The organism is Geodermatophilus sabuli (genome assembly GCF_900215145.1).
GTDB lineage: Bacteria > Actinomycetota > Actinomycetes > Mycobacteriales > Geodermatophilaceae > Geodermatophilus > Geodermatophilus sabuli.
The window spans coordinates 290,738-311,338 of record NZ_OBDO01000007.1; the positions used below are offsets into that span (position 1 = coordinate 290,738).

General features: G+C 75.5%; 16 protein-coding genes. 11 read left to right on the plus strand and 5 right to left on the minus strand.

Annotated features, from left to right (window positions below; genetic code table 11):
• Positions 1–189 precede the first annotated feature (189 nt).
• Positions 190–1,074: a hypothetical protein gene (locus tag CRP39_RS17065; RefSeq protein ID WP_097207558.1), complete on the plus strand. Its 885-nt coding sequence runs from the start codon at positions 190–192 to the stop codon at positions 1,072–1,074.
• A 44-nt stretch (positions 1,075–1,118) separates the two neighbouring features.
• Here the strand turns inward: CRP39_RS17065 and CRP39_RS17070 are convergent, their stop codons facing one another.
• The gene (locus CRP39_RS17070; protein ID WP_097207559.1) at positions 1,119–2,306 is read right to left on the minus strand and encodes a glucose-1-phosphate adenylyltransferase family protein; all 1,188 of its coding nucleotides are present in this window, start codon (positions 2,304–2,306) and stop codon (positions 1,119–1,121) included.
• Between the two features lie 492 nt (positions 2,307–2,798).
• Between CRP39_RS17070 and CRP39_RS17075 the strand changes: the two genes are divergently transcribed.
• Genes CRP39_RS17075 through CRP39_RS17100 form a run of 6 tightly spaced genes read left to right on the plus strand, consistent with a single transcriptional unit; the run spans position 2,799 to position 6,479 of the window.
• Positions 2,799–3,935 carry a protein-glutamate methylesterase/protein-glutamine glutaminase gene (locus CRP39_RS17075; protein WP_097207560.1) on the plus strand — a complete coding sequence of 379 codons (1,137 nt, stop codon included), beginning with the start codon at positions 2,799–2,801 and terminating at the stop codon, positions 3,933–3,935.
• Entirely contained in the window at positions 3,932–4,756 is an 825-nt protein-coding gene (locus CRP39_RS17080; protein ID WP_097207561.1) for a CheR family methyltransferase, read from the plus strand. The genes CRP39_RS17075 and CRP39_RS17080 overlap by 4 nt, the downstream gene beginning before the upstream one ends.
• A gap of 1 nt (position 4,757) precedes the next feature.
• Positions 4,758–5,141, plus strand: a complete 384-nt coding sequence (locus tag CRP39_RS17085) for a response regulator (protein ID WP_097207562.1) — start codon at positions 4,758–4,760, stop codon at positions 5,139–5,141.
• On the plus strand, positions 5,138–5,641 hold the full coding sequence (locus tag CRP39_RS17090; RefSeq protein WP_097207563.1) for a chemotaxis protein CheX: 504 nt from the start codon (positions 5,138–5,140) through the stop codon (positions 5,639–5,641). Before CRP39_RS17085 ends, CRP39_RS17090 begins: the two co-directional genes overlap by 4 nt.
• Positions 5,638–6,000, plus strand: coding sequence for a response regulator (locus CRP39_RS17095; RefSeq protein ID WP_097207564.1), 363 nt, complete (start codon positions 5,638–5,640; stop codon positions 5,998–6,000). The genes CRP39_RS17090 and CRP39_RS17095 overlap by 4 nt, the downstream gene beginning before the upstream one ends.
• The gene (locus tag CRP39_RS17100; protein WP_245853929.1) at positions 5,997–6,479 is read left to right on the plus strand and encodes a hypothetical protein; all 483 of its coding nucleotides are present in this window, start codon (positions 5,997–5,999) and stop codon (positions 6,477–6,479) included. Before CRP39_RS17095 ends, CRP39_RS17100 begins: the two co-directional genes overlap by 4 nt.
• A gap of 317 nt (positions 6,480–6,796) precedes the next feature.
• On the opposite strand, the gene CRP39_RS17105 is transcribed toward CRP39_RS17100, so the two are convergent.
• The gene (locus CRP39_RS17105) at positions 6,797–7,255 is read right to left on the minus strand and encodes an ATP-binding protein (RefSeq protein WP_097207565.1); all 459 of its coding nucleotides are present in this window, start codon (positions 7,253–7,255) and stop codon (positions 6,797–6,799) included.
• Between the two features lie 102 nt (positions 7,256–7,357).
• Positions 7,358–9,064: a SpoIIE family protein phosphatase gene (locus CRP39_RS17110; RefSeq protein WP_245853930.1), complete on the minus strand. Its 1,707-nt coding sequence runs from the start codon at positions 9,062–9,064 to the stop codon at positions 7,358–7,360.
• Between the two features lie 195 nt (positions 9,065–9,259).
• Here CRP39_RS17110 and CRP39_RS17115 point away from each other — a divergent pair, with 195 nt between their 5' ends.
• On the plus strand, positions 9,260–10,984 hold the full coding sequence (locus CRP39_RS17115) for a PP2C family protein-serine/threonine phosphatase (protein WP_143426680.1): 1,725 nt from the start codon (positions 9,260–9,262) through the stop codon (positions 10,982–10,984).
• 1 nt (position 10,985) lies between these two features.
• Here the strand turns inward: CRP39_RS17115 and CRP39_RS17120 are convergent, their stop codons facing one another.
• Positions 10,986–11,996: an alpha/beta fold hydrolase gene (locus CRP39_RS17120; RefSeq protein WP_097207567.1), complete on the minus strand. Its 1,011-nt coding sequence runs from the start codon at positions 11,994–11,996 to the stop codon at positions 10,986–10,988.
• Between the two features lie 81 nt (positions 11,997–12,077).
• Positions 12,078–13,262 carry an ATP-binding protein gene (locus CRP39_RS17125; protein WP_097207609.1) on the minus strand — a complete coding sequence of 395 codons (1,185 nt, stop codon included), beginning with the start codon at positions 13,260–13,262 and terminating at the stop codon, positions 12,078–12,080.
• A gap of 228 nt (positions 13,263–13,490) precedes the next feature.
• On the opposite strand from CRP39_RS17125, the gene CRP39_RS17130 reads away from it, so the two are divergent.
• The 3 genes from CRP39_RS17130 (at position 13,491) to CRP39_RS17140 (ending at position 20,549) form a co-directional block, all read left to right on the plus strand.
• Positions 13,491–13,859, plus strand: coding sequence for a phage holin family protein (locus CRP39_RS17130; protein ID WP_245853931.1), 369 nt, complete (start codon positions 13,491–13,493; stop codon positions 13,857–13,859).
• Positions 13,860–13,915: 56 nt separating this feature from the next.
• Positions 13,916–18,862 (plus strand): NAD-glutamate dehydrogenase, encoded by a 4,947-nt coding sequence (locus CRP39_RS17135; RefSeq protein ID WP_097207568.1) that lies wholly within the window; start codon positions 13,916–13,918, stop codon positions 18,860–18,862.
• Positions 18,863–19,142: 280 nt separating this feature from the next.
• The gene (locus CRP39_RS17140) at positions 19,143–20,549 is read left to right on the plus strand and encodes a glucose-6-phosphate dehydrogenase (RefSeq protein ID WP_097207569.1); all 1,407 of its coding nucleotides are present in this window, start codon (positions 19,143–19,145) and stop codon (positions 20,547–20,549) included.
• Positions 20,550–20,601 lie beyond the last annotated feature (52 nt).

Consider the following 20,601-nt stretch of genomic DNA (forward strand, 5'->3'; position numbering starts at 1 on the left):
GCCGACGAGGACGCCGACCACCCGAGGTGAGCACGTTCGGTGATCGATCGCTGACGGGAACGCAGGGGACGCGCAGGGAGCGGCCTGCGGGGGTCCGGCGATCGGGTGACGGTGACGTGGCGCTTCCCGGTGATCACGGTCAGCATGGGCTGACCTCACCTCGGGGGACGTGGATCGGGAGGCGCTGTCGTGCCCTACTCGCTGGTCAGTGCCGCCACTCTCGGCTTCGACCTGGTCCGGTTGCCCGCCGGACGGGCCGTCGCCGACGCCCTGCTGGCCGGGCTCGCGGCCGACGCCGCGACGCTGGAGCAGCTCGGTTCGGTCCACCCGGCCACGGGCCGCGACCGCGAGTTCCGCACGGTGCTCGCCGTCCGGTCGCGCAAGGCCCGCGAGCTCGCCGTCTCCGTGCCGCACGTGCGCACCGCCGCGGCCGACCTGCCCGGCACCGACCGCACCGCCGCCCTCGTGGCCCAGCTGGAGCGCAGCACCATCGGGGACGTCGTCGCCCTGGAGCGGGTGCTCCGCGAGGACGTCCTCGGACCCGAGCACCCGGCCGTGGCGCTGGTCGACGCCGACGTCCTCGCCGCGGCCGCCGACGTCCTCGCCGACGCCGCCGTCGGCGCCTGGGCCGCCGCCGTGCTGCCGCCGCTGGTGCACCGCCAGCTGACCGGGCCGTTCGCCGTCGCGACCGCGGCCGGCATGGTCGGGACGCCGGAGCTCGGCCTCGGCCCCGCCACCGCCGAGCTCACCGACCTGCTGGCCGGGCTGCGCACACTGGACGCCGCCGGCCGGGCGCGCTGGCAGGCCGCGGTCGACGCCGCCCGCGCCGAGCGCCGGCCGTGGGCGACGGCCATGCACGAGGCGTCGTGGGCCGCGCACGTTTCCGGCCGCACGCGCACCCTCGCCACCGCCCAGCTGCTCGCCGTCCAGGCGTTCCTCGACGGCGGATTCGACGCCGCGACCGCCGCCGCCGGCACCTGGAACGCCGTGGCCGGCTGCGTGCAGGGGATCGTCATGGGCGACCTGCTCGGCGCCGACGCCCTCGCGGTGCTGCTCGCCCCCCACCAGGCATAGGAGGCGGTTCCCACGTCCTGAGCGGGTGGACGTGGAATCGCTTCCTATGCCTCGTCCTCGTCGGGGTCGGGGTGGCGTGCGCCGGCGGTGAGCTCGGTACCGGCCCCGACGGTGGCCTCGCGGCCGACCAGCGTGATCTCGCCGTCCCCGCCGACCGAGGCGCCCTCGCCGATCTCGACCCGGTCGTCGAGGACCGCGCGGGTGACCGTGGCGCCGGTGCGCACCCGGGCGCCCGGCAGCAGCACCGAGTCCACGACGGTGGCGCCGGCTTCCACGACGACGCCGGGGGAGAGCACCGAGCCGATCACCCGCCCGGCGACCCGCGTGCCGCCGGACACCAGGCTGCCCTCGATCTCCGCGCCACGCAGCACCCGGGCGGCGCTGTGCCGTCCCCCGCGGGTGTGCACCGCCCAGGCCGGGTCGTCGAGGTCCAGCGGCGGTTCGGGGGAGAGGAAGTCCTGGTGCGCCGCCCAGTACGCCGGGATGGTCCCGACGTCCCGCCAGTAGGAGTCCAGAGCGTGCGCGCGGGCCCGCCCGTCGCGGGTCTGCGCGGGCAGCAGGTGGCTGCCGAGGTCCTCCAGACCCTCCTCGCCGACCTCCGTGCTCAGCGTCTCCAGCCGGTCCAGCGTCGGGCCGGGGGAGAAGACGAACACCTCGTTGGTCGCGGTGGTCGTGCGCGGCTGGTCGGGCTTGTAGGCGTAGTCCCGGACCCGGTCGCCGTCGCCCACCTCGACGATGCCGTAGCGGGCGGCGTCGTCCGCGGCCACCTCGGTGGTCACCATCGTCACCTCGGCGCCGGACTCCAGGTGCCCGTCGACGACCTCCCGGTAGTCCAGCTTGTAGACGGCGTCGGCGCTGACCACGACCAGCGCGTCGGCGGCGAAGTCCCGGATCAGGGGCGCGTAGCGCCACAGCGAGTCCGCCGTGCCCGACACCCAGCCGCCCCGCTCGGTGCCCCGGTACGGCGGCAGGGTGAGCAGGCCGCCGGCGGTCCGGTCGAGGTCCCACGGCCGGCCGTTGGCCAGGTGCTGGGCCAGCGAGGTCGGGTGGAACTGCACCGACACCCAGACGTCGGAGACGTGCGAGTGCTGGCAGTTGCTCAGCGGGAAGTCGATGAGCCGGTAGACGCCGGCGAACGGGACGGCGGGCTTGGCGCGCTGATCGGTCAGCAGCTCCAGGCGGCCGCCCGCGCCACCGGCGAGGACGAGGACGAGGACACGGGGGAGCGCCATGACATCCCGCCTACCCCGGCTGCTCGGCTCTGACGCCGCGAGCGCAGGACGGCGCACGGCGCGCCGGCGGCCTGGCCCACCGCGGAGCGTCCTGGCTCACCGCGGAGCGTCCTGGCTCGGCGCGGAGCGTCCTGGCTCACCGCGGAGCGTCCTGGCTCGGCGCCGGGGACGAGCCAGGACGCCCTACGACCAGCCGGGCTGATCGTGCGGGGAGAGGTCACCCCGGGTTGCGTCGGAGACGAGTCGACACATGACGCGAAATGGTCGGTGACCGCATTTTCGCAGGTCAGGAAAAATGCGCCGAGAATTCGCCAGATCGGCTCAAGGACGAGCGCGACCGGGCCGACAACTCCGGGGACAGGCACCGTCTTCGGACGCACCGCACCGCACCGGAGCGGTGCGCCCCCGCGCGCCGCGCGGCCTCCGGGCGACTGCCGAACCAGAACAGCACTGCTCAGCCCCGCTGGCCCGCCCAGGGGAGACGGAGGACGCATGGACCCGATCCGGGTGATGGTCGTCGACGACTCGGTGGTCGTCCGCAAGATCGTGACCGACGTCCTGTCCGAGGACCCGGCCATCGAGGTGGTCGGCACCGCGGTCAACGGCCGGATCGCGGTGGGCAAGCTCGAGCAGCTGAAGCCGGATCTGGTCACCATGGACATCGAGATGCCGGAGATGAACGGCATCGAGGCGGTCCGCGCCATCCGCGCCGGTGCCGGGGGTGGTGGGGCGGGCCGAGGGCACAGCCGGGTGCCGATCATCATGTTCAGCACGCTGACCGAGCGCGGCGCTGCGGCCACCCTGGACGCGCTGTCGGCGGGCGCCAACGAGTACGTCACCAAGCCGGCCAACGTCGGCAGCGTCGCGCAGTCGATGGAGAGCGTGCGCGAGCAGCTCATCCCCAAGATCAAGGCCCTCACCGGCCGCCCCGTCACGCCGGGCCCGGCCCCCGCCGCCGCGCCCGTCCCGGCCCGGGTCCGCCCGCCGGCACCGCGGCAGGGCGCGGTCAAGCAGCCCGCCGTCCTGGTGATCGGCTCCTCCACCGGTGGTCCCGAGGCGCTGGCCAAGCTGCTGCCCGTCCTGCCCGCGAACCTGCCCGTGCCCGTGCTGCTGGTGCAGCACATGCCACCGGTGTTCACCCGGCAGTTCGCCCAGCGGCTGGACCGGCTCTGCGCCCTCCGCGTCGTCGAGGCCGTCGACGGCAGCCCGCTGCTGCCCGGCACGGTCCACCTCGCCCCCGGCGACCACCACCTGACCATCCGCAGCACCGGCCGCGGGCAGCACACCGTGCTCAGCCAGGGGCCGCCGGAGAACTTCTGCCGCCCGGCCGTCGACCCGCTGTTCCGCTCGGCCGTCGACACCTACGACGGCGCGGTCCTCGGCGTGGTGCTCACCGGCATGGGCTCCGACGGCCGGATCGGCGCCGGCCGCATCCGCGAGGCGGGCGGCGCCGTCGTCGTCCAGGACCAGGCCACCTCGGTGGTGTGGGGGATGCCGGGTGCGGTGGCGGCGGCCGGCTTCGCCGACGAGGTGCTCCCGCTCGACCGGATCGCCGAGTCGATCCACCGGCGGCTGGCCCCGCCGCGCGTTCCCGCCCCCGTCCCCGCGACCGCCGGAGGACGGCGATGACCCTCACTGCCACCGGTTTCGACTGGGTCCGTCAACTGGTGCACCGGGAGAGCGCGATCGTGCTCGCCCCCGGCAAGGAGTACCTGGTGGAGGCCCGGCTGCTGCCGATCGCCCGCCAGCTGGGCCTGCCCGACGTGGGCCGGTTCGTCGACTCCGTCCGCACCCGGCCGAGCCCCGAGTCCACCCGGAGGATCGTCGAGGCGCTCACCACGAACGAGACGTCGTGGTTCCGGGACGGCGACCCGTTCACCGCGCTCACCTCGACGGTGCTGCCGGCGCTGCTGGCCGCCCGCAACCCGGGCGAGCGGCTGCAGATCTGGTCCGCGGCCTGCTCCAGCGGGCAGGAGGCCTACACGATCGCGATGCTGCTCCAGGACGCCATGCCCGACGCGGGCTCCCGCGTCTCCATCACCGCGACCGACATCTCCCGCGAGATGGTCGAGCGCACCCGCGCCGGCCGGTTCAGCCAGCTCGAGGTGAACCGCGGCCTGCCCGCGCCGATGCTGGTCCGGCACTTCTCCCGGGTCGGCACGGAGTGGGAGGTGACCCCCACCCTGCGCCGCATGGTCACCGCCAGCGAGTGCAACCTGGCGGCGCCGCTGCCGCGGATGGGCCCGTTCGACGTGGTCTACCTGCGCAACGTGCTCATCTACTTCGACCTGCCCACCAAGCAGGCGATCCTCCGGCGGGTGCGTGCCCTGATGCGTCCCGACGGCTGGCTCTTCCTCGGTGCCGCGGAGACCACCCTCGGCGTCGACGACTGCTGGGAGCGGGTCGTCATCGGCCGCAGCTCCGCCTACCGCCCGTTGAAGGGGGCCTGACGTGCGTGCTCTGGTGATCGACGACTCCCGCGCGATGCGGCGGATCGTGAGCGGGACCCTCGAGGGCTTCGGCTACGAGACCCGCCAGGCCGGCCACGGGCAGGAGGCGCTAGACGTCCTGCACGAGGGCTGGCTGCCCGAGCTGTGCACCATCGACTGGAACATGCCGGTGATGGACGGGCTGCAGTTCGTCTCCGCCGTCCGGGCCAACCCGGGCTGGCGGGCGGTGACGCTGATGATGGTCACCTCCGAGGGCGAGCAGTCCCAGATCGTCCGCGCCCTGGCCGCCGGCGCCCACGAGTACGTCCTCAAGCCGTTCACCGCCGACGCGATCCGCGACAAGCTCGCGCTGCTCGGCCTGCTCCCGCAGGAGGTGGCCCTGTGACGGCGCCGGTCATCACCCAGCTGCTCGACGAGGCGACGGTCCAGGAGATCGCCGACCAGGCGTGGAGCGCCCTCGTGGGCGAGGACGAGGTCCTGGTGCCCGTGCCGGGGGAGCTCGGTCCCGACACCCGGAGCTCCTGGGTCGAGATCGTCGGCCCGTGGTCCGGCACCGTCGTCCTCACCTGCGACCGGGACACCGCCGAGGAGCTGACCCGCGCGCTGCTGCGCGAGCACGCCCCGGCGGAGCTGGAGCCCGAGGACGTCGACGACGCCTTGGGCGAGCTGGCCAACGTGGTCGGCGGCAACGTCAAGGCCGTCCTCCCCGGCCCCTCGTTCCTCGGCCTGCCCGAGGTCGGCCCCGCCCCGCGGGTGACCTCGCCGGCCGACACCTGCCGCGTCGACGCCCTGTGGCGCGGCCGTCCCCTGACCATCTCCGTCCAGGGCACCCCCGCCCCGGACGCCGACCCAGCCCCCTCGTACGAGAACGGAGTGCCCCTGTGAAGATCCTGATCGCCGACGACAGCCGCGTCATGCGGCAGATCGTCATCCGGACCCTGCGGCAGGCCGGCTACGACGACCACGACATCGTCGAGGCCGAGGACGGCCGTGACGCCTTCGACAAGGTCAAGGCCGAGGACCCGGACCTGGTCCTGTCTGACTGGAACATGCCGAACATGACGGGGCTGGAGTGCCTGCAGGCCCTGCGCTCCTCCGGCTCCGGCGTGCCGTTCGGCTTCGTGACCTCCGAGGGCTCGGTGGAGATGCGCGAGAAGGCGGCCGATGCCGGGGCGCTGTTCCTCATCGCCAAGCCGTTCAACGAGGACACCTTCAAGGACGCCCTGGACGGGGTGATCGTGTGACGACGCTCGTCCTGCCGGCCGCCAAGGACGTCCGCGACATGCTCGTGGGCCTGCTCGGCAAGCCGGTCGCGGTGGCACCGGGCGCGCCGGTGACCCCGGGGGAGAAGCGCCCGGTGTCCCTCGCCGTCTACGTCGACCCGCAGCTGGCGGTCAACGCGCTGTGCCTCATGGACCTGCCGCTGTCGGCCTACACCGGCGGCGCGCTGGCCATGCTGCCGCCCGGCGGCGTCCAGGACGCCGTCGAGGAGGACGGCGAGCTCACCACGATGCTCACCGAGGCGCTGCACGAGGTCGTCAACGTGCTGTCGGCGCTGTTCAACGTGCCGGGCGCGCCGCACTCCAAGCTGTACAAGCTGTACGCCCCCGGGGACGACCTGCCGGCCGACCTCGCGGAGATGGCCGCCGCGTTCAACCGGATCGACCTCGCCGTCGACGTGCCCGGCTACGGCAAGGGCGCGCTGTCGCTGGTCATCCCGTGACACCGTCGTCCTACCGGACGACACCGCCGCCAGGAGCCGTCCCCGACCGGCGCTGAGCCGCTGCCCATGTCCCGGTCGGGGACCCTCCGGGCCCCGCGACCGGCCCACCCGCCGCCAGGAGCCGTCCCCGACCGGCGCTGAGCCGCTGCCCGTGTCCCGGTCGGGGACCCTCCGGGCCCCGCGGCCGGCCCACCCCGCGGCCGGCCGCGGATCCGACTGCCCCGGGACGGCGCCGGAACGCAGGTTCCCGCCGTCCCGGGCGCATCTCGTGACGACGGCCCCGGGGCGCTCGCCCCGGGGCCGTCGCACGTGCCACGTCAGCTGTAGACGGGGTGGCGGTCCTGGTGCGTGGCGGGCATGCACGCCCACACGTGCTTGCGCCCGTCGTCGACGTACCAGCCGTGCGCGACCGCGAGCCGCGCGACCAGGTGCAGGCCCAGCCCGCCCTGCGCGGGGTCACGGTCGACGGCGGGCGTCGGCATCGTCTCCGGGTCGTGGTCGCTCACGTCGAGCAGCCAGCCCCCGCTGCCGGCGACGACGGTCGCCACCACCGGGGAGAGCCCGTGCCGCAGGGCGTTGGAGGCCAGCTCGTCGAAGGCCAGCACCAGCTGCTCGGCGGCGAGGTCCTCCTCCGCCCGCGGGAAGCCGACGTCCTCGAGCCGGCCCCGCAGACCGGCGCGGGCCGCCGGGAGCTCGGCCACCGTCTGCAGGTCCCACCGCCACACCTCGCCCCGACCGTCCGGGAGCGGGCGCACCGGCCACGCGAGTCGACCCACTGCCCTCTCCCACCGTCGTCGGCTCCGACGGCACAGGGGTGCCCACCCGCTCCGGGGCTCAACCGTTGCCGGGGCGTTTCCGACCCTCCGGGGTGAGGCGTCTCACCCCGCGGCGCCCGCGAACCGGCCGGCCGGCTGCAGGCGGAGCGCGACGAGGGCGACGTCGTCCTGGGGGACGCCGGCCAGCATGCGGGCCAGCAGCTCGTCGCACAGCCGGTCCAGCGGCAGCCCCACCAGCTCGGCGAGCTGCCGCTGCAGATGGGCGACCCCCGCGTCGACGCTGCGGTCGCGCCGCTCGACCAGCCCGTCGGTGTAGAGCAGCACGGTGGCCCCGAGCGGCAGCGGGGCCGTGAACTCACGCCGGGCGGTGGTGGGGTCGACGCCGAGCAGCAGGTCGCCGAAGCCCCGGGACAGCACGCTCACCGTGCCGTCCGGATCGGCGACCAGGGGCGGCGGGTGCCCGGCGCTGGCCCACCGCAGCTCCGTGCCGTCCCGCTCCACCCGCGCGATGGCCGCGGTGGCCAGGGTGCCCGGGTACATGTGGCCCATCGCGGCGTCCAGCCCGCGCAGCACCTCGGCCGGCCCGGCCCCGCTGTAGTGCGCGATGCCGCGGAGCAGGCCCCGCAGCTGGCCCATCTCCGCCGCGGCGGCGGTGTCGTGCCCCGCGACGTCACCGATCACCAGCACCGGGTCGCCGGCGGGGTGCAGGAACGCGTCGTACCAGTCGCCGCCGACCTGGGCCGCCTCGGCGGCCGGCACGTACCGCACCTCCAGCTGGGCGCCGTCCACGCTGAGGGGTTCGGTGAGCAGGCTGCGCTGCAGCGCCTCGGCCAGCTGGGCCTGGCGGCTCGCCCGGTGCACCCGGTCCACGGCGCGGCCGGCCCGGTCGGCCACCTCGCGGGCGGCGGCGAGGTCGTCGGCGTCCGGGGTGCGGCCCGGGTCGAGGTACAGGGTCAACACGCCGACGGGGCGGTCCCCGGCGGGGAGCGGGAGGACGACGGCCGACTCCGGCCGGAGGGCCAGCAGCAGGTCCCGCGCCGGTCCCGGGGGCATCAGGCCGAGGACGCTGTCCACCGACTCCCGGGCCTCCGTGCCCGCCCGCAGCGCCCGGGCGACCGGCGAGGTCTCCGGGAGGGTGTCCATGCGCACCGCGGCGTAGCGCGCCACCACCTCGCGGCGGTCCGGGTCGGCGTGCCAGGAGCCCACGTCGCGGGCCCGGCCGTCGCGGTCGATGACCGTCACGATGCAGCCGTCGGCCAGATCGGGCACCACCAGCCGCGCCAGGCTGCCCAGCGCCGACTCGACGTCCCGGGCCCCGGCCAGCTCGGCGCTGACCGCGGCGAGCAGCGCCAGGCGGGCGCCGGCCCGCTCCGCCGCCTGCCGGGCCCGTTCGCCGGCCTCCTGGGCGCGCCGCCGGATGGTGATGTCGATGAAGGCGAAGGCCGGCCCGACCGGCGTGGGCCAGGCGTGCAGCTCCACCCAGCGCGCCCCGGCACCCGGGGTCGGCAGCTCGACGGCGACCGGCCCGGCGGAGCTCATCGCCTCGGCGCAGGCGGTCAGGACGGCGGCGGCGACGTCCGACGGCAGGACGGCGTCCACCGGCCGGCCGAGGAGCCCGGTCGCGGGGCGACCCAGGAGCCGCTCGGCGGCCCGGTTGGCGTAGCGGATCCGTTGGGTGGCGTCCAGGCAGCACAGGGCGACGGGGGCCGTGGCGAGCAGGGCGGTGGACAGCGCCGGTTCCGGCGGTGTCAGGACGGCGGCCAACGGGACGACGGTCGGCGCCACAGCGGGCGGGCACCGGTCGTCCACGCCGCTCACCCCTCCTCCGCTGCGCGCTCCGGGCCCCGCTGCCCGGCGCGTTCCCCCCGCACCGGCCCGCCGTGGCGGGCTCCCGGATCGTGGCAGCGCGCGGACCGGCTGCCAAGCGTCCTGGGCGCGGCGCGGCGCCCCCCATCCGGGCGACGCCGTGCGGAACGGACCGGGCGATGCGGCAGAGTGATCACCATGGACCCGGCGGCGCACGACCCCGGCCTGCTCGTGCAGGCCGTCGAGGGGATGGAGCGTCCGCTGTTCGTGCTGGACGAGGACTGGCGGTTCCGCTACATCAACCCCGCGGGCGCGCGGGTGCTCGCCCGCACGGTGGACGAGCTGGTCGGCCAGGACGTCTGGGCCGCGTTCCCCGAGGCCGTGGGAGGGCCGTTCGAGGAGCTCTACCGGCGGGTCCGGGCCACCGGGGTGTCGGGCAGCGTCGAGGCGTGGTTCGAGCCGCTGGGCCGGTGGTTCCGCGCGGACGCGTTCCGCACCGACGCCGGCCTGGTGGTCACCTACGACGACGTCACCGAGCGACGGCGCACCGAGGAGGAGCGCGCCCGGGCCGCCGCGGAGGCCGAGCGGGCCGGCCGGCACCTGATGCTGCTCGGGGACATCAACCTGGCCATGACCTCCACCGTCGACGCGGACGAGGCCGTCGACCGGTTCGCCCACCTGGTGGTGCCCGTGCTGGCCGACTGGTGCCTGGTCAGCGTCATCGACCCCGACGGCACCCGCCGCGACGTCGGTCGCGCGCACAGCGACCCCGCGATGGTCGAGGCCATGCACCGCTACGCCGACTCGCGGGTACGCACCAACGCCCCCAGCGCCCCGGTGCCGCAGTCGCTGCGCAGCGGGCGGTCCGTGGTCATCGAGGCGCTCACCGCCGCCGACGTCGGCGCGATGGTCAGCGACCCGGCCGCCCGCCAGGTGCTGGGGGTGCTGCGGCCCGCGGCGGTCGCCGCCTTCCCCCTGGTGGCCCGCGGCGAGGTCATCGGCGCCTTCACCCTGGTCAACGGCCCCGAGCGCGGCGCGCACACGCCGGCCGAGCTCCGGACGGCCGAGATCGCCTCCCGCCGGGCCGCGCTGGCCCTGGACAACGCCCGGCTGGCCAGGGCCAACCAGCAGGTCGCCGAGCGGCTGCAGGTCAGCCTGCTCTCCCCGCCGGTGCAGCCGGACGACCTGGAGCTGGCCGTCCGCTACCGGGCCGCCACCCGGGGGGTCTCCATCGGCGGGGACTGGTACGACTCGTTTCTGCAGCCGGACGGCGACACGGTGGTCGTCATCGGCGACGTCATGGGTCACGACATCGAGGCGGCCGCGGCCATGGGCCAGGTCAAGACCCTGGTCCGGGCGATTGCCTTCGACCGGCTGGAGGAGCCGGCCGGCCTCCTGCGCCGGGTGGACCACGCGCTGGTCGGCCTGGCCGTGCCGGCGATGGCCACCGCCCTGGTGTGCCGGCTCGAGCAGACGCCCACGGAGCGGACGGCGGGACTGCGCCGGCTGCGCTGGTCCACGGCCGGTCACCCCGAGCCGATGCTGCTCGGACCGGACGGCACGGTGACGGACCTGTCCGCGCCGGTCGGCCCGCCCCTCGGCATCGGCTGGCGCGGGCCCCGCGCCGACGGCGAGGTCGTCCTCCCCGAGGGCGCGACCCTGCTGCTGTTCACCGACGGGCTCTTCGAGCGGCGCAGCGTCCCCCTCGACGAGGGCCGCGACCAGCTGCGCGGCTGCCTGCGGGTCGCCGCCCGGGAGGAGGCGACCCTCGACCAGCTCTGCGACCGGCTGCTCGCCGAGATGGTCGGGGAGGGCGCCGAGGACGACGTCGCGCTCCTGGCCGTCCGCCTCCACCCGGTGGACGGCGAGCGGCCGTCGCCGTCCGGGCCGGTCCTGGTGCAGCCGGTGGCCCGCCGGCCCTGACTCAGCCCCGGGCGGCGGCCGCCCGGGTGGCGTCGGCGATGGCGGCCACGCCCTGCGGCGCCCACAGGACCGAGTAGTGGTTGGTGTCGGGCACCTCGCGGGCGGTGATCCCGCTCGGCTCCAGCCCCAGCCCGGCCAGCCGGACCTCGTCGTAGAGGCCGGGGGTCTGGTCGAACAGCCCGCGGGGCGCCCACAGCAGGGTGGCCGGCACCGGCAGGTCGGTGGTGGCCTCCAGCACCCGCTCGTTGAGCAGCAGGTCGCCGCCGTCCACCCGCACGGCCTCGGGCACGCAGGTGCTCCGCAGCGCCGGCGGCTGCCCGGCTGTGCCGTCCTGCGCCATGCCTCCGTGCGCCGGGTCCTGCGCCATGCGCCCGTGCGCCGGGTCCTGCGCCATGCGCCCGTGCGCCATGTCCCTCGCGAGGTAGGCGGCCACCGCCGGGTCGTCGACCCACGGGCCGACCGCCGGGTGCCGCGCCCAGAAGGCGCGCACGGCGGCCTGGTCGGGGAACGTCATCGACAGTCGCTCCAGTGACGGGCCGAGGACGGCGGCCAGCATCGCGTCCACGTCGGCCCCGGGCGGCTGCGGGAGGGCGAGGCCGCCGTCGACCAGGACGAGCCCGTGCACCCGGTCTCGAGCGGTCCCCGCCGCGGCCATCACGGCGACGAACGCCCCCATCGAGTGGCCCACCAGGACGGCGGCGTCCGCGCCGGCCCGGCCGTCGCCCCCGAGGCGGTCCAGCAGCGTGGCGACGTCGGCGGCGTGCGCCTCGATGCCGTACGGGCCGGGCAGGCCCGCGGAGCCCGCCCGGCCGCGCAGGTCCGGGGCGACCACCTCGAACTCCCCGGCCAGCGCGGGTGCCACGGCGGCCCACGCCATCGCGTTGGCGGTGATTCCGTGCAGGAGGACGGCGATCGGCGCGCCGGGGGCGTCGGCCGGCCAGCGCAGGGCGGCGAGCTCCCCGCCGTCGACCGGGACGCTGATCTCCTGAGGCGTGCGGGTGGCTCGGGTCACGCTCCCACCCTGCCGGGACGGCCCGCGCGCCGCAGCCCGGACCGGTCGCGAGAGTGGCGTGAGGGCAGGCCGGGGCCCGACTCAGTCCGGGTGGCTGAGCAGGTAGCGGCCGAAGTGCGGGACGGTGAAGGCGATCTGGCCGCGCTCGGCGGAGTAGACGAGGCCCTTCTTGATCAACGAGTCACGAGCGGGGGAGAGGGACGCCGGCTTGCGGCCCAGCGACATCGCCACCTCCGACGTCGCGACGGCGGTGCCGGCCGGCCCGCCGAGCTCGGCCATCGCGTGCATGTACTCCCGCTCGGCCGGGGTGGCCCGGTCGTAGCGGGAGCCGAAGAACCCGACCGCCAGCTCGGCCTCGGCGACCGGTGCGGCCATCGCGACGTCCGCGGCCGTGACGGGGGAGGCCGCGGCGACGTCCCAGGTGACCTTGCCGTAGGCCTGCACGAAGTACGGGTAGCCGTCGGCGGCGGCGTAGAGGGCGTCGAGGGCCCCGGACTCGAAGGTGACGTCCTCGCGCTCGGCCGGGGCGAGCAGCGCGCGGTCGGCGGCGGGCCGGTCCAGCCGGTCGATGCGCAGGTAGCGGAACAGCCGCTCCGAGTAGCTCTTGGACGCCGACAGCACCGCCGGCAGGTGCGGCAGCCCGGCGCCGAGGACGATCAGCGGGGCGCCCTGCTGGGACAGCTCGTGACAGGCGGCGCAGATCGCCGAGACGTCGTCGGCCTGGACGTCCTGCATCTCGTCGATGAACAGCGCGATGCCCCGGCCGACGTCGGCGGCCAGCCCGGCGGCGTCGCTGAGCAGCTCGACGAGGTCGATCTCCATGTCGCCGGAGTCGGCGCGCCCGCTGGTGGCCACCACGTCGATGCCCGGCTGCCAGCGGTCGCGCACCTTCGCGTCCGGCACCTGTCGCAGCGCGAACGCCTTGAGCACGCCCAGGACGGCGTCCATCGAGTCCTGGTCAGGGTGCCGCAGCTCCCGCAGCGCCATGTGCAGCGCGGAGGAGACGGGGCGGCGCAGCGACTGGTCCGGCCGGGCCTCGATCTTGCCGGTGCCCCACCCGCGGCTGATCGCCGCCGAGCGCAGCTGGTTGAGCAGCACCGTCTTGCCGACGCCGCGCAGCCCGGTGAGGACCAGCGAGCGTTCGGGACGGCCGTGCGCGATCCGCTCGAGGACGACGTCGAAGGCCGACAGCTCGGCGTCCCGTCCGGCCAGCTCGGGCGGGCGCTGACCGGCGCCGGGGGCGTACGGGTTCCGCACGGGGTCCATGTCGACCACCGTATGGGGCCGTCTAGTCCCGTACCTAGAGATCGGTAGAAGCACGTGGAGCGTGTCGCACAGCGCGGCGAGCACCTGCCGGGCGCGCGCAGGCGGGTGCGCTGCCGTCGTGAGCGCGGGCGTCGACCGCCCTCTGTCGCCCTCTAGCCCCACGACTAGACGAGCGTAGAACCCCCGACACGGTCCGGTCCGTGATCACCGGCCGCTAGCGTGGGCCGCGTGCTGAGGTTCCTGGTCAAGGTCGTTCTGATGGCCGGCGTCTTCTACGGCGTCGCCTACCTCCTGGACGGCGTCCAGGTGGTGCCGAACCCCGACGGGCCGCTGGGCGAACCCGGCACGTGGCTCTGGATCGCGCTGATCTTCGCGCTGGTCAACGCCGTCGTGGGGCCGGTCCTGCGGCTGCTCTCGCTGCCGTTCGTGCTGCTCACCCTGGGGTTGTTCCTGCTCGTCGTGAACGCCGCGCTCCTGGGCATCACCGCGGCGCTCACCGACCGGCTGCAGGTCGACGGCATCGGCACGGCCATCCTCGGCGGGCTGCTGCTGGCGGTCGGCGCCTGGATCGTCGACCAGCTGACCGAGAAGCGCTGACGACTGGTCCACGCCCGTTGTGACGGCGGGCACTTCCGGGGCTAGCGTCAGTCGGCATGGCCAGCTCCACCGGCACCATCCCGGCGATCCCGGGAACCGGCCCCCTCGACGGCGCCCCAGCCCTGGCCGCCGCCACAGACCTGGCCGCCCTCGAGGCGGCGCGCGACGAGAAGCGCCGGCTGCTGGAACGGGCCGCGCGCGCCGCCGTCGACTCCGGGACGGCGCTGCCGGCCGGCTGTGCCGCCGCCGACGTCCCGGCGCTGCTGCAGCGCTACTACTGGAGCGAGCCCGCCGCCGAGGTGCTCGACCAGGACCCGGCCGACCTCGCCGCGCTGGCGCTGGGCCACCTGGGGCTGGCCGAGGTGCGGCCGCAGGGCTCGGCCACCGTCTCCGTCCAGCGGCTGCCCGGCCGGGAGGGGCCGGCGGCGCGCTCCGTCGTCCTCGTCGTCACCGACGACATGCCGTTCCTCGTCGACTCGGTCACCGCCGAGGTGGTCCGGCAGGGGTTCCGGCTCGAGCACGTCGTCCACCCGGTGCTGGTGCTCCGCCGGGACGTGACCGGGCGGGTTCTCGCCTTCTGCGACAGCGCCGACCCCGAGCAGTGCGGCCCCGACGCGCTCGCCGAGTCCTGGATGGCCGTGGTGCTCGACGGCCCCCTGGACGACGAGGCGGCCGGTGACCTCGTCGCCGGGCTGCGCACGGTCCTCGCCGACGTCCGGGCCGTCGACGAGGACGACGGCCGCATGCGGGCCCGCGCGCTGGAGCTGGCCGGGCGGCTGGCCGAGCTGCCCCCGGCGCCCGACGGCGACCCGGCCGACGACCCCGCCGAGGCCGCGGCCCTGCTGCGCTGGCTGACCGACGACAACTTCGTCCTCCTCGGGGCGCGGGACGTCGAGCTGACCCGAACCCAGGGGCGGACGTCGGTGCGCGCGGTCCCGGGCAGCGGGCTCGGCGTGCTCCGCAGCGACACCGACATGGCCGCGACGCCCGAGACCGCACCCGGCGACGCCCTGCTCGCGGTCACCAAGGCCGACGCCCGCTCCACGGTGCACCGCCGGGCGTGGCTGGACGTCGTCACGGTCACCTTCCCCGCGGGGGACGGCAGCCCCGCCCGCCAGCACCGGCTCGTGGGGCTGTTCCCCACCACGGCGGCCGCCCACGACGTCCGGGACGTGCCGCTGGTCCGCCGCCGGGTGGCCGGGGTGATCGAGGGCTCCGGCGTGCCGGCGGACAGCCACACCGGCAAGCAGCTGCTCGACGTCCTCGAGACCTACCCCCGCGACGAGCTGTTCCAGGTCGGCACCGACCAGCTGCTGCCCGCCGCGCTGGCCGTGCTGCAGCTGCAGGAGCGCCGCCAGACCCGGCTGTTCCTGCGCCGCGACCCGGCCGGCCGGTTCTGGTCGGCGATCGTCTACCTGCCGCGCGACCGGTACACGACCGAGGTGCGGCTGGCCGTCCAGCAGCTGCTGCTCGAGCGGCTCGGCGGCACCAGCATCGAGTACACGGCGTGGGTCACCGAGTCGGTCCTGGCGCGGTTGCACTTCGTCGTCCGCCCGCCGGTCGCCCGCAACGGCCGCACGGCGCTGCCCGACGTCGACGTCGCGTCGCTGCAGTCCGCGCTCGCCGCGGTGGCCCGCAGCTGGACCGACGACCTCTCCGACGCCCTCACCGCCCGCTACGGCGCGGACGCGGAGCGGCGGCTGGCCCGGATCGCCGACGCCTTCCCCGCCGCCTACCAGGAGGACTTCCCCGCCTCGGTCGCGGTCGAGGACGTCGAGCGGCTCGACGCCCTGGCCGCGGGCGAGATCGGCCTGGTGCTGCGCCGCCCCGCCGCGGGGACGACCGGCGAGCCGCGGCTGGCCGTGTACCGGGTGGGGGAGCGCCTGCTGCTCTCCGACGTGCTGCCGATGCTGCAGCACATGGGCGTGGACGTCGTCGACGAGCGGCCGTACGAGATCGACCGCATCGGCGCACCCCTGGCCTGGATCTACGAGTTCGGCCTCACCGCCCCGGCCGCGGAGCTGCCCTTCCCCGGCTCGCTGCCGGAGCGCTTCACCGACGCGCTGTCGGCCGTCTGGCGGGGGGACGCCGAGGACGACGGCCTGGGCGCGCTGGTGCTGCTGGCCGGCCTGAACTGGCGGCAGGTGTCCGTCGTCCGTGCCTACGTGCAGTGGCTGCGCCAGGCGGGCCTGCCCTTCGGCCAGCGGTACGTGGAGACGACGCTGGCCGCCCACCCCGACGTCGTCGCCCGGCTGGTCGCGCTGTTCGAGACCCGCTTCTCACCCGGCCGCGACGCCGGTCGCGCCGACCGGACCGACGAGCTGGTCCGGTCGCTGCGGGAGGCGATCGGCGAGGTCGAGTCCCTCGACGCCGACCGGGTGCTCAGCTCGCTGCTGGCCGCCGTCACGGCCACCCAGCGGACCACCTACTACGTCTCCCGGGGAGCGGCCCTCGGTCCCCTGGCGCTGAAGCTGCACCCGGGCTCGGTGCCGGACCTGCCCGAGCCGCGGCCGGCCCGCGAGGTGTGGGTGAGCTCGCCGCGGGTGATGGGCGTGCACCTGCGCTTCGGCGCGGTCGCGCGGGGCGGGTTGCGCTGGTCCGACCGGCACGAGGACCTCCGCACCGAGGTGCTGGGCCTGGTGAAGGCGCAGATGGTGAAGAACACCGTCATCGTGCCCACCGGCGCCAAGGGCGGGTTCGTCGTCCGGCGGCCGCCGCCGGACAGTGCCGGCCGCGACGCCTGGCTCGCCGAGGGGCAGGCCTGCTACCGGCTGTTCATCGGCGCGCTGCTGGCGCTGACCGACAACCTGGTGGAGGGCCGGGTCGTCCCGCCCGAGCGGGTGGTGCGCCACGACGGCGACGACACCTACCTGGTGGTCGCCGCCGACAAGGGCACCGCCACCTTCTCCGACCTGGCCAACGCCGTCGCGGTCGAGCGCGGCTTCTGGCTGGGTGACGCCTTCGCCTCCGGCGGGTCCGTCGGCTACGACCACAAGGCCATGGGCATCACCGCCCGCGGCGCCTGGGAGTCGGTGACCCGCCACTTCCGCGAGCTCGACCTGGACGTGCAGAGCCAGGACTTCACCGTCGTGGGCATCGGCGACATGTCCGGCGACGTGTTCGGCAACGGGATGCTGCTGTCGGAGCACATCCGCCTGGTGGCCGCGTTCGACCACCGGCACGTCTTCGTCGACCCCACCCCCGACGCCGCGACGTCGTTCGCCGAGCGGCGCCGGTTGTTCGAGCTCCCGCGCTCCTCGTGGGCCGACTACGACCCGTCGCTGATCAGCCCCGGGGGCGGGGTCTGGCCGCGGACGGCGAAGTCGATCCCGGTCAGCGACCCGGTGCGGACCGCGCTCGGGCTGCCCGGGGACGTGACGTCGTTGTCGCCGGTCGAGCTGATCCGCGCGGTCCTGCTCGCGCCGGCGGACCTGCTGTTCAACGGCGGCATCGGCACCTACGTCAAGGCCTCCACCGAGAGCGCCCTGGACGCCGGCGACAAGGCCAACGACGCCGTCCGCGTCGACGGCCGGGACCTGCGGGTGCGGGTGGTGGGGGAGGGCGGCAACCTCGGCCTCACCCAGCGTGGCCGGGTCGAGTACGCCCTGACCGGCGGCCGGATCAACACCGACGCGATCGACAACTCCGCCGGCGTGGACACCTCCGACCACGAGGTCAACATCAAGATCGCTCTGGACCGGGTGGTGGAGTCCGGTGAGCTGGACGCCCCCGGCCGGGCCGCGCTCCTCGGCGAGATGACCGACGAGGTGGCCGTCGACGTCCTCACCGACAACCACGCCCAGAACGCGACGCTGGCGACCGAGACCACCAACGCCCGCAGTCTGCTCGACGCCCACCAGCGCTACCTGCGGGCGCTGGAGCGGTCCGGTCGGCTGGTGCGCACCGTGGAGGCGCTGCCCGACGACCGCGCCATCACCGAGCGGCGCCGCGACGGGCACGCGCTGACCGGTCCCGAGCTCTCCGTGCTGCTGGCCTACGCCAAGCTCGAGGCCGGGGACGTCGTCCTCGCCTCCGGCCTGCCCGACGACGCGGCGCTCGAGCACCTGCTGGTCGAGTACTTCCCGGCCGAGCTGCGCCGCCGCTTCCCCGAGGCGGTCACCCGGCACCCGCTGCGCCGGGAGATCGTGGCGACCGCGCTCACCAACCGGGCGGTCAACGTCGCCGGGGTCACCGGGCTGTTCCGCCTGGTCGAGGAGACGGGGGTGCCGCTGGCCGGCGTCGTGCGGGCGCACGCCGTGGCCCGCGCGGTCTTCGAGGTCGACCGGCTGTGGGACGCCGTCCGGCCGCTGGACAACCAGGTGTCGGCGACCACCCAGGTCGAGCTGCGCACCGAGGCGACCCGGCTGGCCGAGCGGGCCACCCGCTGGCTGCTCGGACTCGGCGAGCTCGCCGCGGAGGACGGCGCGCCGATCGGCGAGGTCACCGAGCGGTTCGCCGCGCCCGTGGCCGCCGTGCGCGCCGGCCTCCCGTCCTGGCTGCTGGGCGCCGAGGCCGCCGCCTACGCCGAGCGCGCCGCGCGGCTGCAGGAGGCGGGGGTGCCCGGGCGGCTGGCCGCCGAGGTGGCGGCGGCGCCACTGCTGCCGGCCGCGCTGGACCTCGCCGTCGTGGCCGAGCGCACCGGCGCGCCGATCGCCCTGGCCGGGCGGGTGCAGCAGTGCCTCGCCGAGCGGCTGGCCCTGGTGCCCCTGCGCGAGCTGGTCATCGCGCTGCCCCGCGACCGGCGCTGGCCCTCGATGGCCCGCGCCTCGCTGCGGGACGACCTGACCGGCGAGCAGGCCGCACTCACCGCCGAGGTGCTGGCCGGGCGGCGCAGCGACACCGAGTCCGCCGACGAGCTGGTGTCCCGCTGGGTGGGCGGCTGGGACGGCAGCCAGCAGCGCGCCGCGGCCCAGCTGGTCGACATCGCCTCGGGGGACCGGCAGGAGCTGGCCGAGCTGCTCGTCGCCGTCCGGACCCTGCGCGGCCTCCGCCGCCGCACCTGACCCCCGCTCGGTGGTGGCGGCACGATCAGCTTGGCTGATCGTGCCGCGTCCTGGCTCACCGCCGACGACGAGCCAGGACGCTCGACGGTGAGCCAGGCTGATCATGGCACCGTCTGTGGTCGTCTAGGGTCAGCGCTAGAGAGGTAGAGACGACGGCAGAGGGTTCGGGGGCACGGCGCATGGGCAGGGGGCGAGGACCCGGCCCCGAGCGGGAGGACCCGACCGTGCCCCGACGACCGCCGATCGGCACCGACGGCCACCGGCCCGTCGAGGACCACGGATGAGCAGGACCCTCGTCGTGCTCGGCGGGTCGGGGGACCTCACCGGCCGGCTGCTGCTGCCCGGGCTCGCCGAGCTGGAGGACACCGGCGTGCTCGGCGACGAGATGGTCGTCGCCGTCAGCCGGCTGGACTGGTCCGACGAGGAGTACCGCGACTGGGCCCGCGACCGGCTGGCCGAGCACGCCGCGCACGTGCCCGCACCGGCGCGGGACCGGCTGGTCGCCCGGCTCGGCTACGAGCGTGGGGACGTGACCCTCGCCGCCGACCTGCGCCGCGCGCTCGACCGGGCCGGGGAGGCGCCGGTGGTCTACCTCGCGTTGCCCAACACGGTGTTCCTGCCGACGCTCGAGGCGATGGAGCAGGCGGGGCTGCCCGACGGCGCGGTGGTCGCCGTCGAGAAGCCGTTCGGCCGCAACCGCGCCGACGCCGAGCAGCTCAACGCCGTCCTGCACCGGCTGGTGCCGGAGGAGCGGGTGTTCCGCACGGACCACTTCCTGGCGATGCAGACGGTGCTCAACATCCTCGGCCTGCGCTTCGCCAACCGGGTGTTCGAGCCGGTGTGGAACGGCCAGCACGTCGAGCGGGTCGACATCGTCTTCGACGAGACCCTCGCGCTGGAGGGCCGGGCCGGTTACTACGACACCGCGGGCGCGCTGCGCGACATGCTGCAGAACCACCTGCTGCAGATGCTGGCCGTCGTGGCCATGGAGCCGCCGACCGCGATCGACGCGGCCGGCCTGTCCGCCCGCAAGGCCGACGTCCTGCGCGCCGTCCGGCCTCCGGCCGACATGGCCCGCGACACGGTGCGGGCCCGGTACACCGCCGGGACGGTCGAGGGCCGGGAGCTGCCCGACTACGTCGCCGAGGAGGGGGTCGAGCCCGACCGCGGCACCGAGACCTACGCGGAGTACACGGTCACCGTGCACAACTGGCGGTGGGCCGGCGTGCCGTTCCGGCTGCGCTCGGGCAAGGCGCTGGGGCACGACCGGCACGAGATCGTGCTGCGGTTCCGGCCCGTGCCGCACCTCGCCTTCGGTGGTCCGGACGCTGCGTCGCCCGATCCGGAGCCGGACCTGCTGCGGCTGCTCCTGGACCCCGACCGCATCTCCCTGGAGCTCAACCTCAACGGCGCCGGCGACCCCTTCGACCTGGAGCGCCGGTCCCTGGACATCGAGCTGCCCCCGCCGAGGCTGTCGGCGTACGGGCTGCTGCTCGAGGAGCTGCTCTCCGGCAGCGCGGCGTTGTCCATCAGCGACGTGGAGGCCGAGCAGTCGTGGCGCATCGTCGAGCCCATCCTCGCCGCCTGGGACGCGGGCGAGGTGCCGTTGCTGGAGTACCCGGCCGGATCGGAGGGGCCGTCCCCGGTTGACCGCCGCGCCGTGCCCGCGTGTCCCGCCTCGCGGTGAGGACGGCCTCGAGGAGCGTCTGCCCGCGTCTAGCGTGTGCGCGAGAGAGCGG

Excerpts from the sequence above, each read along its gene's own strand:
- CRP39_RS17070 (WP_097207559.1), bottom strand. The coding sequence starts at position 2,306 with ATGGCGCTCCCCCGTGTCCTCGTCCTCGTCCTCGCCGGTGGCGCGGGC.
- CRP39_RS17075 (WP_097207560.1), top strand. The coding sequence starts at position 2,799 with ATGGACCCGATCCGGGTGATGGTCGTCGACGACTCGGTGGTCGTCCGC.
- CRP39_RS17080 (WP_097207561.1), top strand. The coding sequence starts at position 3,932 with ATGACCCTCACTGCCACCGGTTTCGACTGGGTCCGTCAACTGGTGCAC.
- CRP39_RS17115 (WP_143426680.1), top strand. The coding sequence starts at position 9,260 with ATGGACCCGGCGGCGCACGACCCCGGCCTGCTCGTGCAGGCCGTCGAG.
- CRP39_RS17125 (WP_097207609.1), bottom strand. The coding sequence starts at position 13,262 with ATGGACCCCGTGCGGAACCCGTACGCCCCCGGCGCCGGTCAGCGCCCG.
- CRP39_RS17135 (WP_097207568.1), top strand. The coding sequence starts at position 13,916 with ATGGCCAGCTCCACCGGCACCATCCCGGCGATCCCGGGAACCGGCCCC.
- CRP39_RS17140 (WP_097207569.1), top strand. The coding sequence starts at position 19,143 with ATGAGCAGGACCCTCGTCGTGCTCGGCGGGTCGGGGGACCTCACCGGC.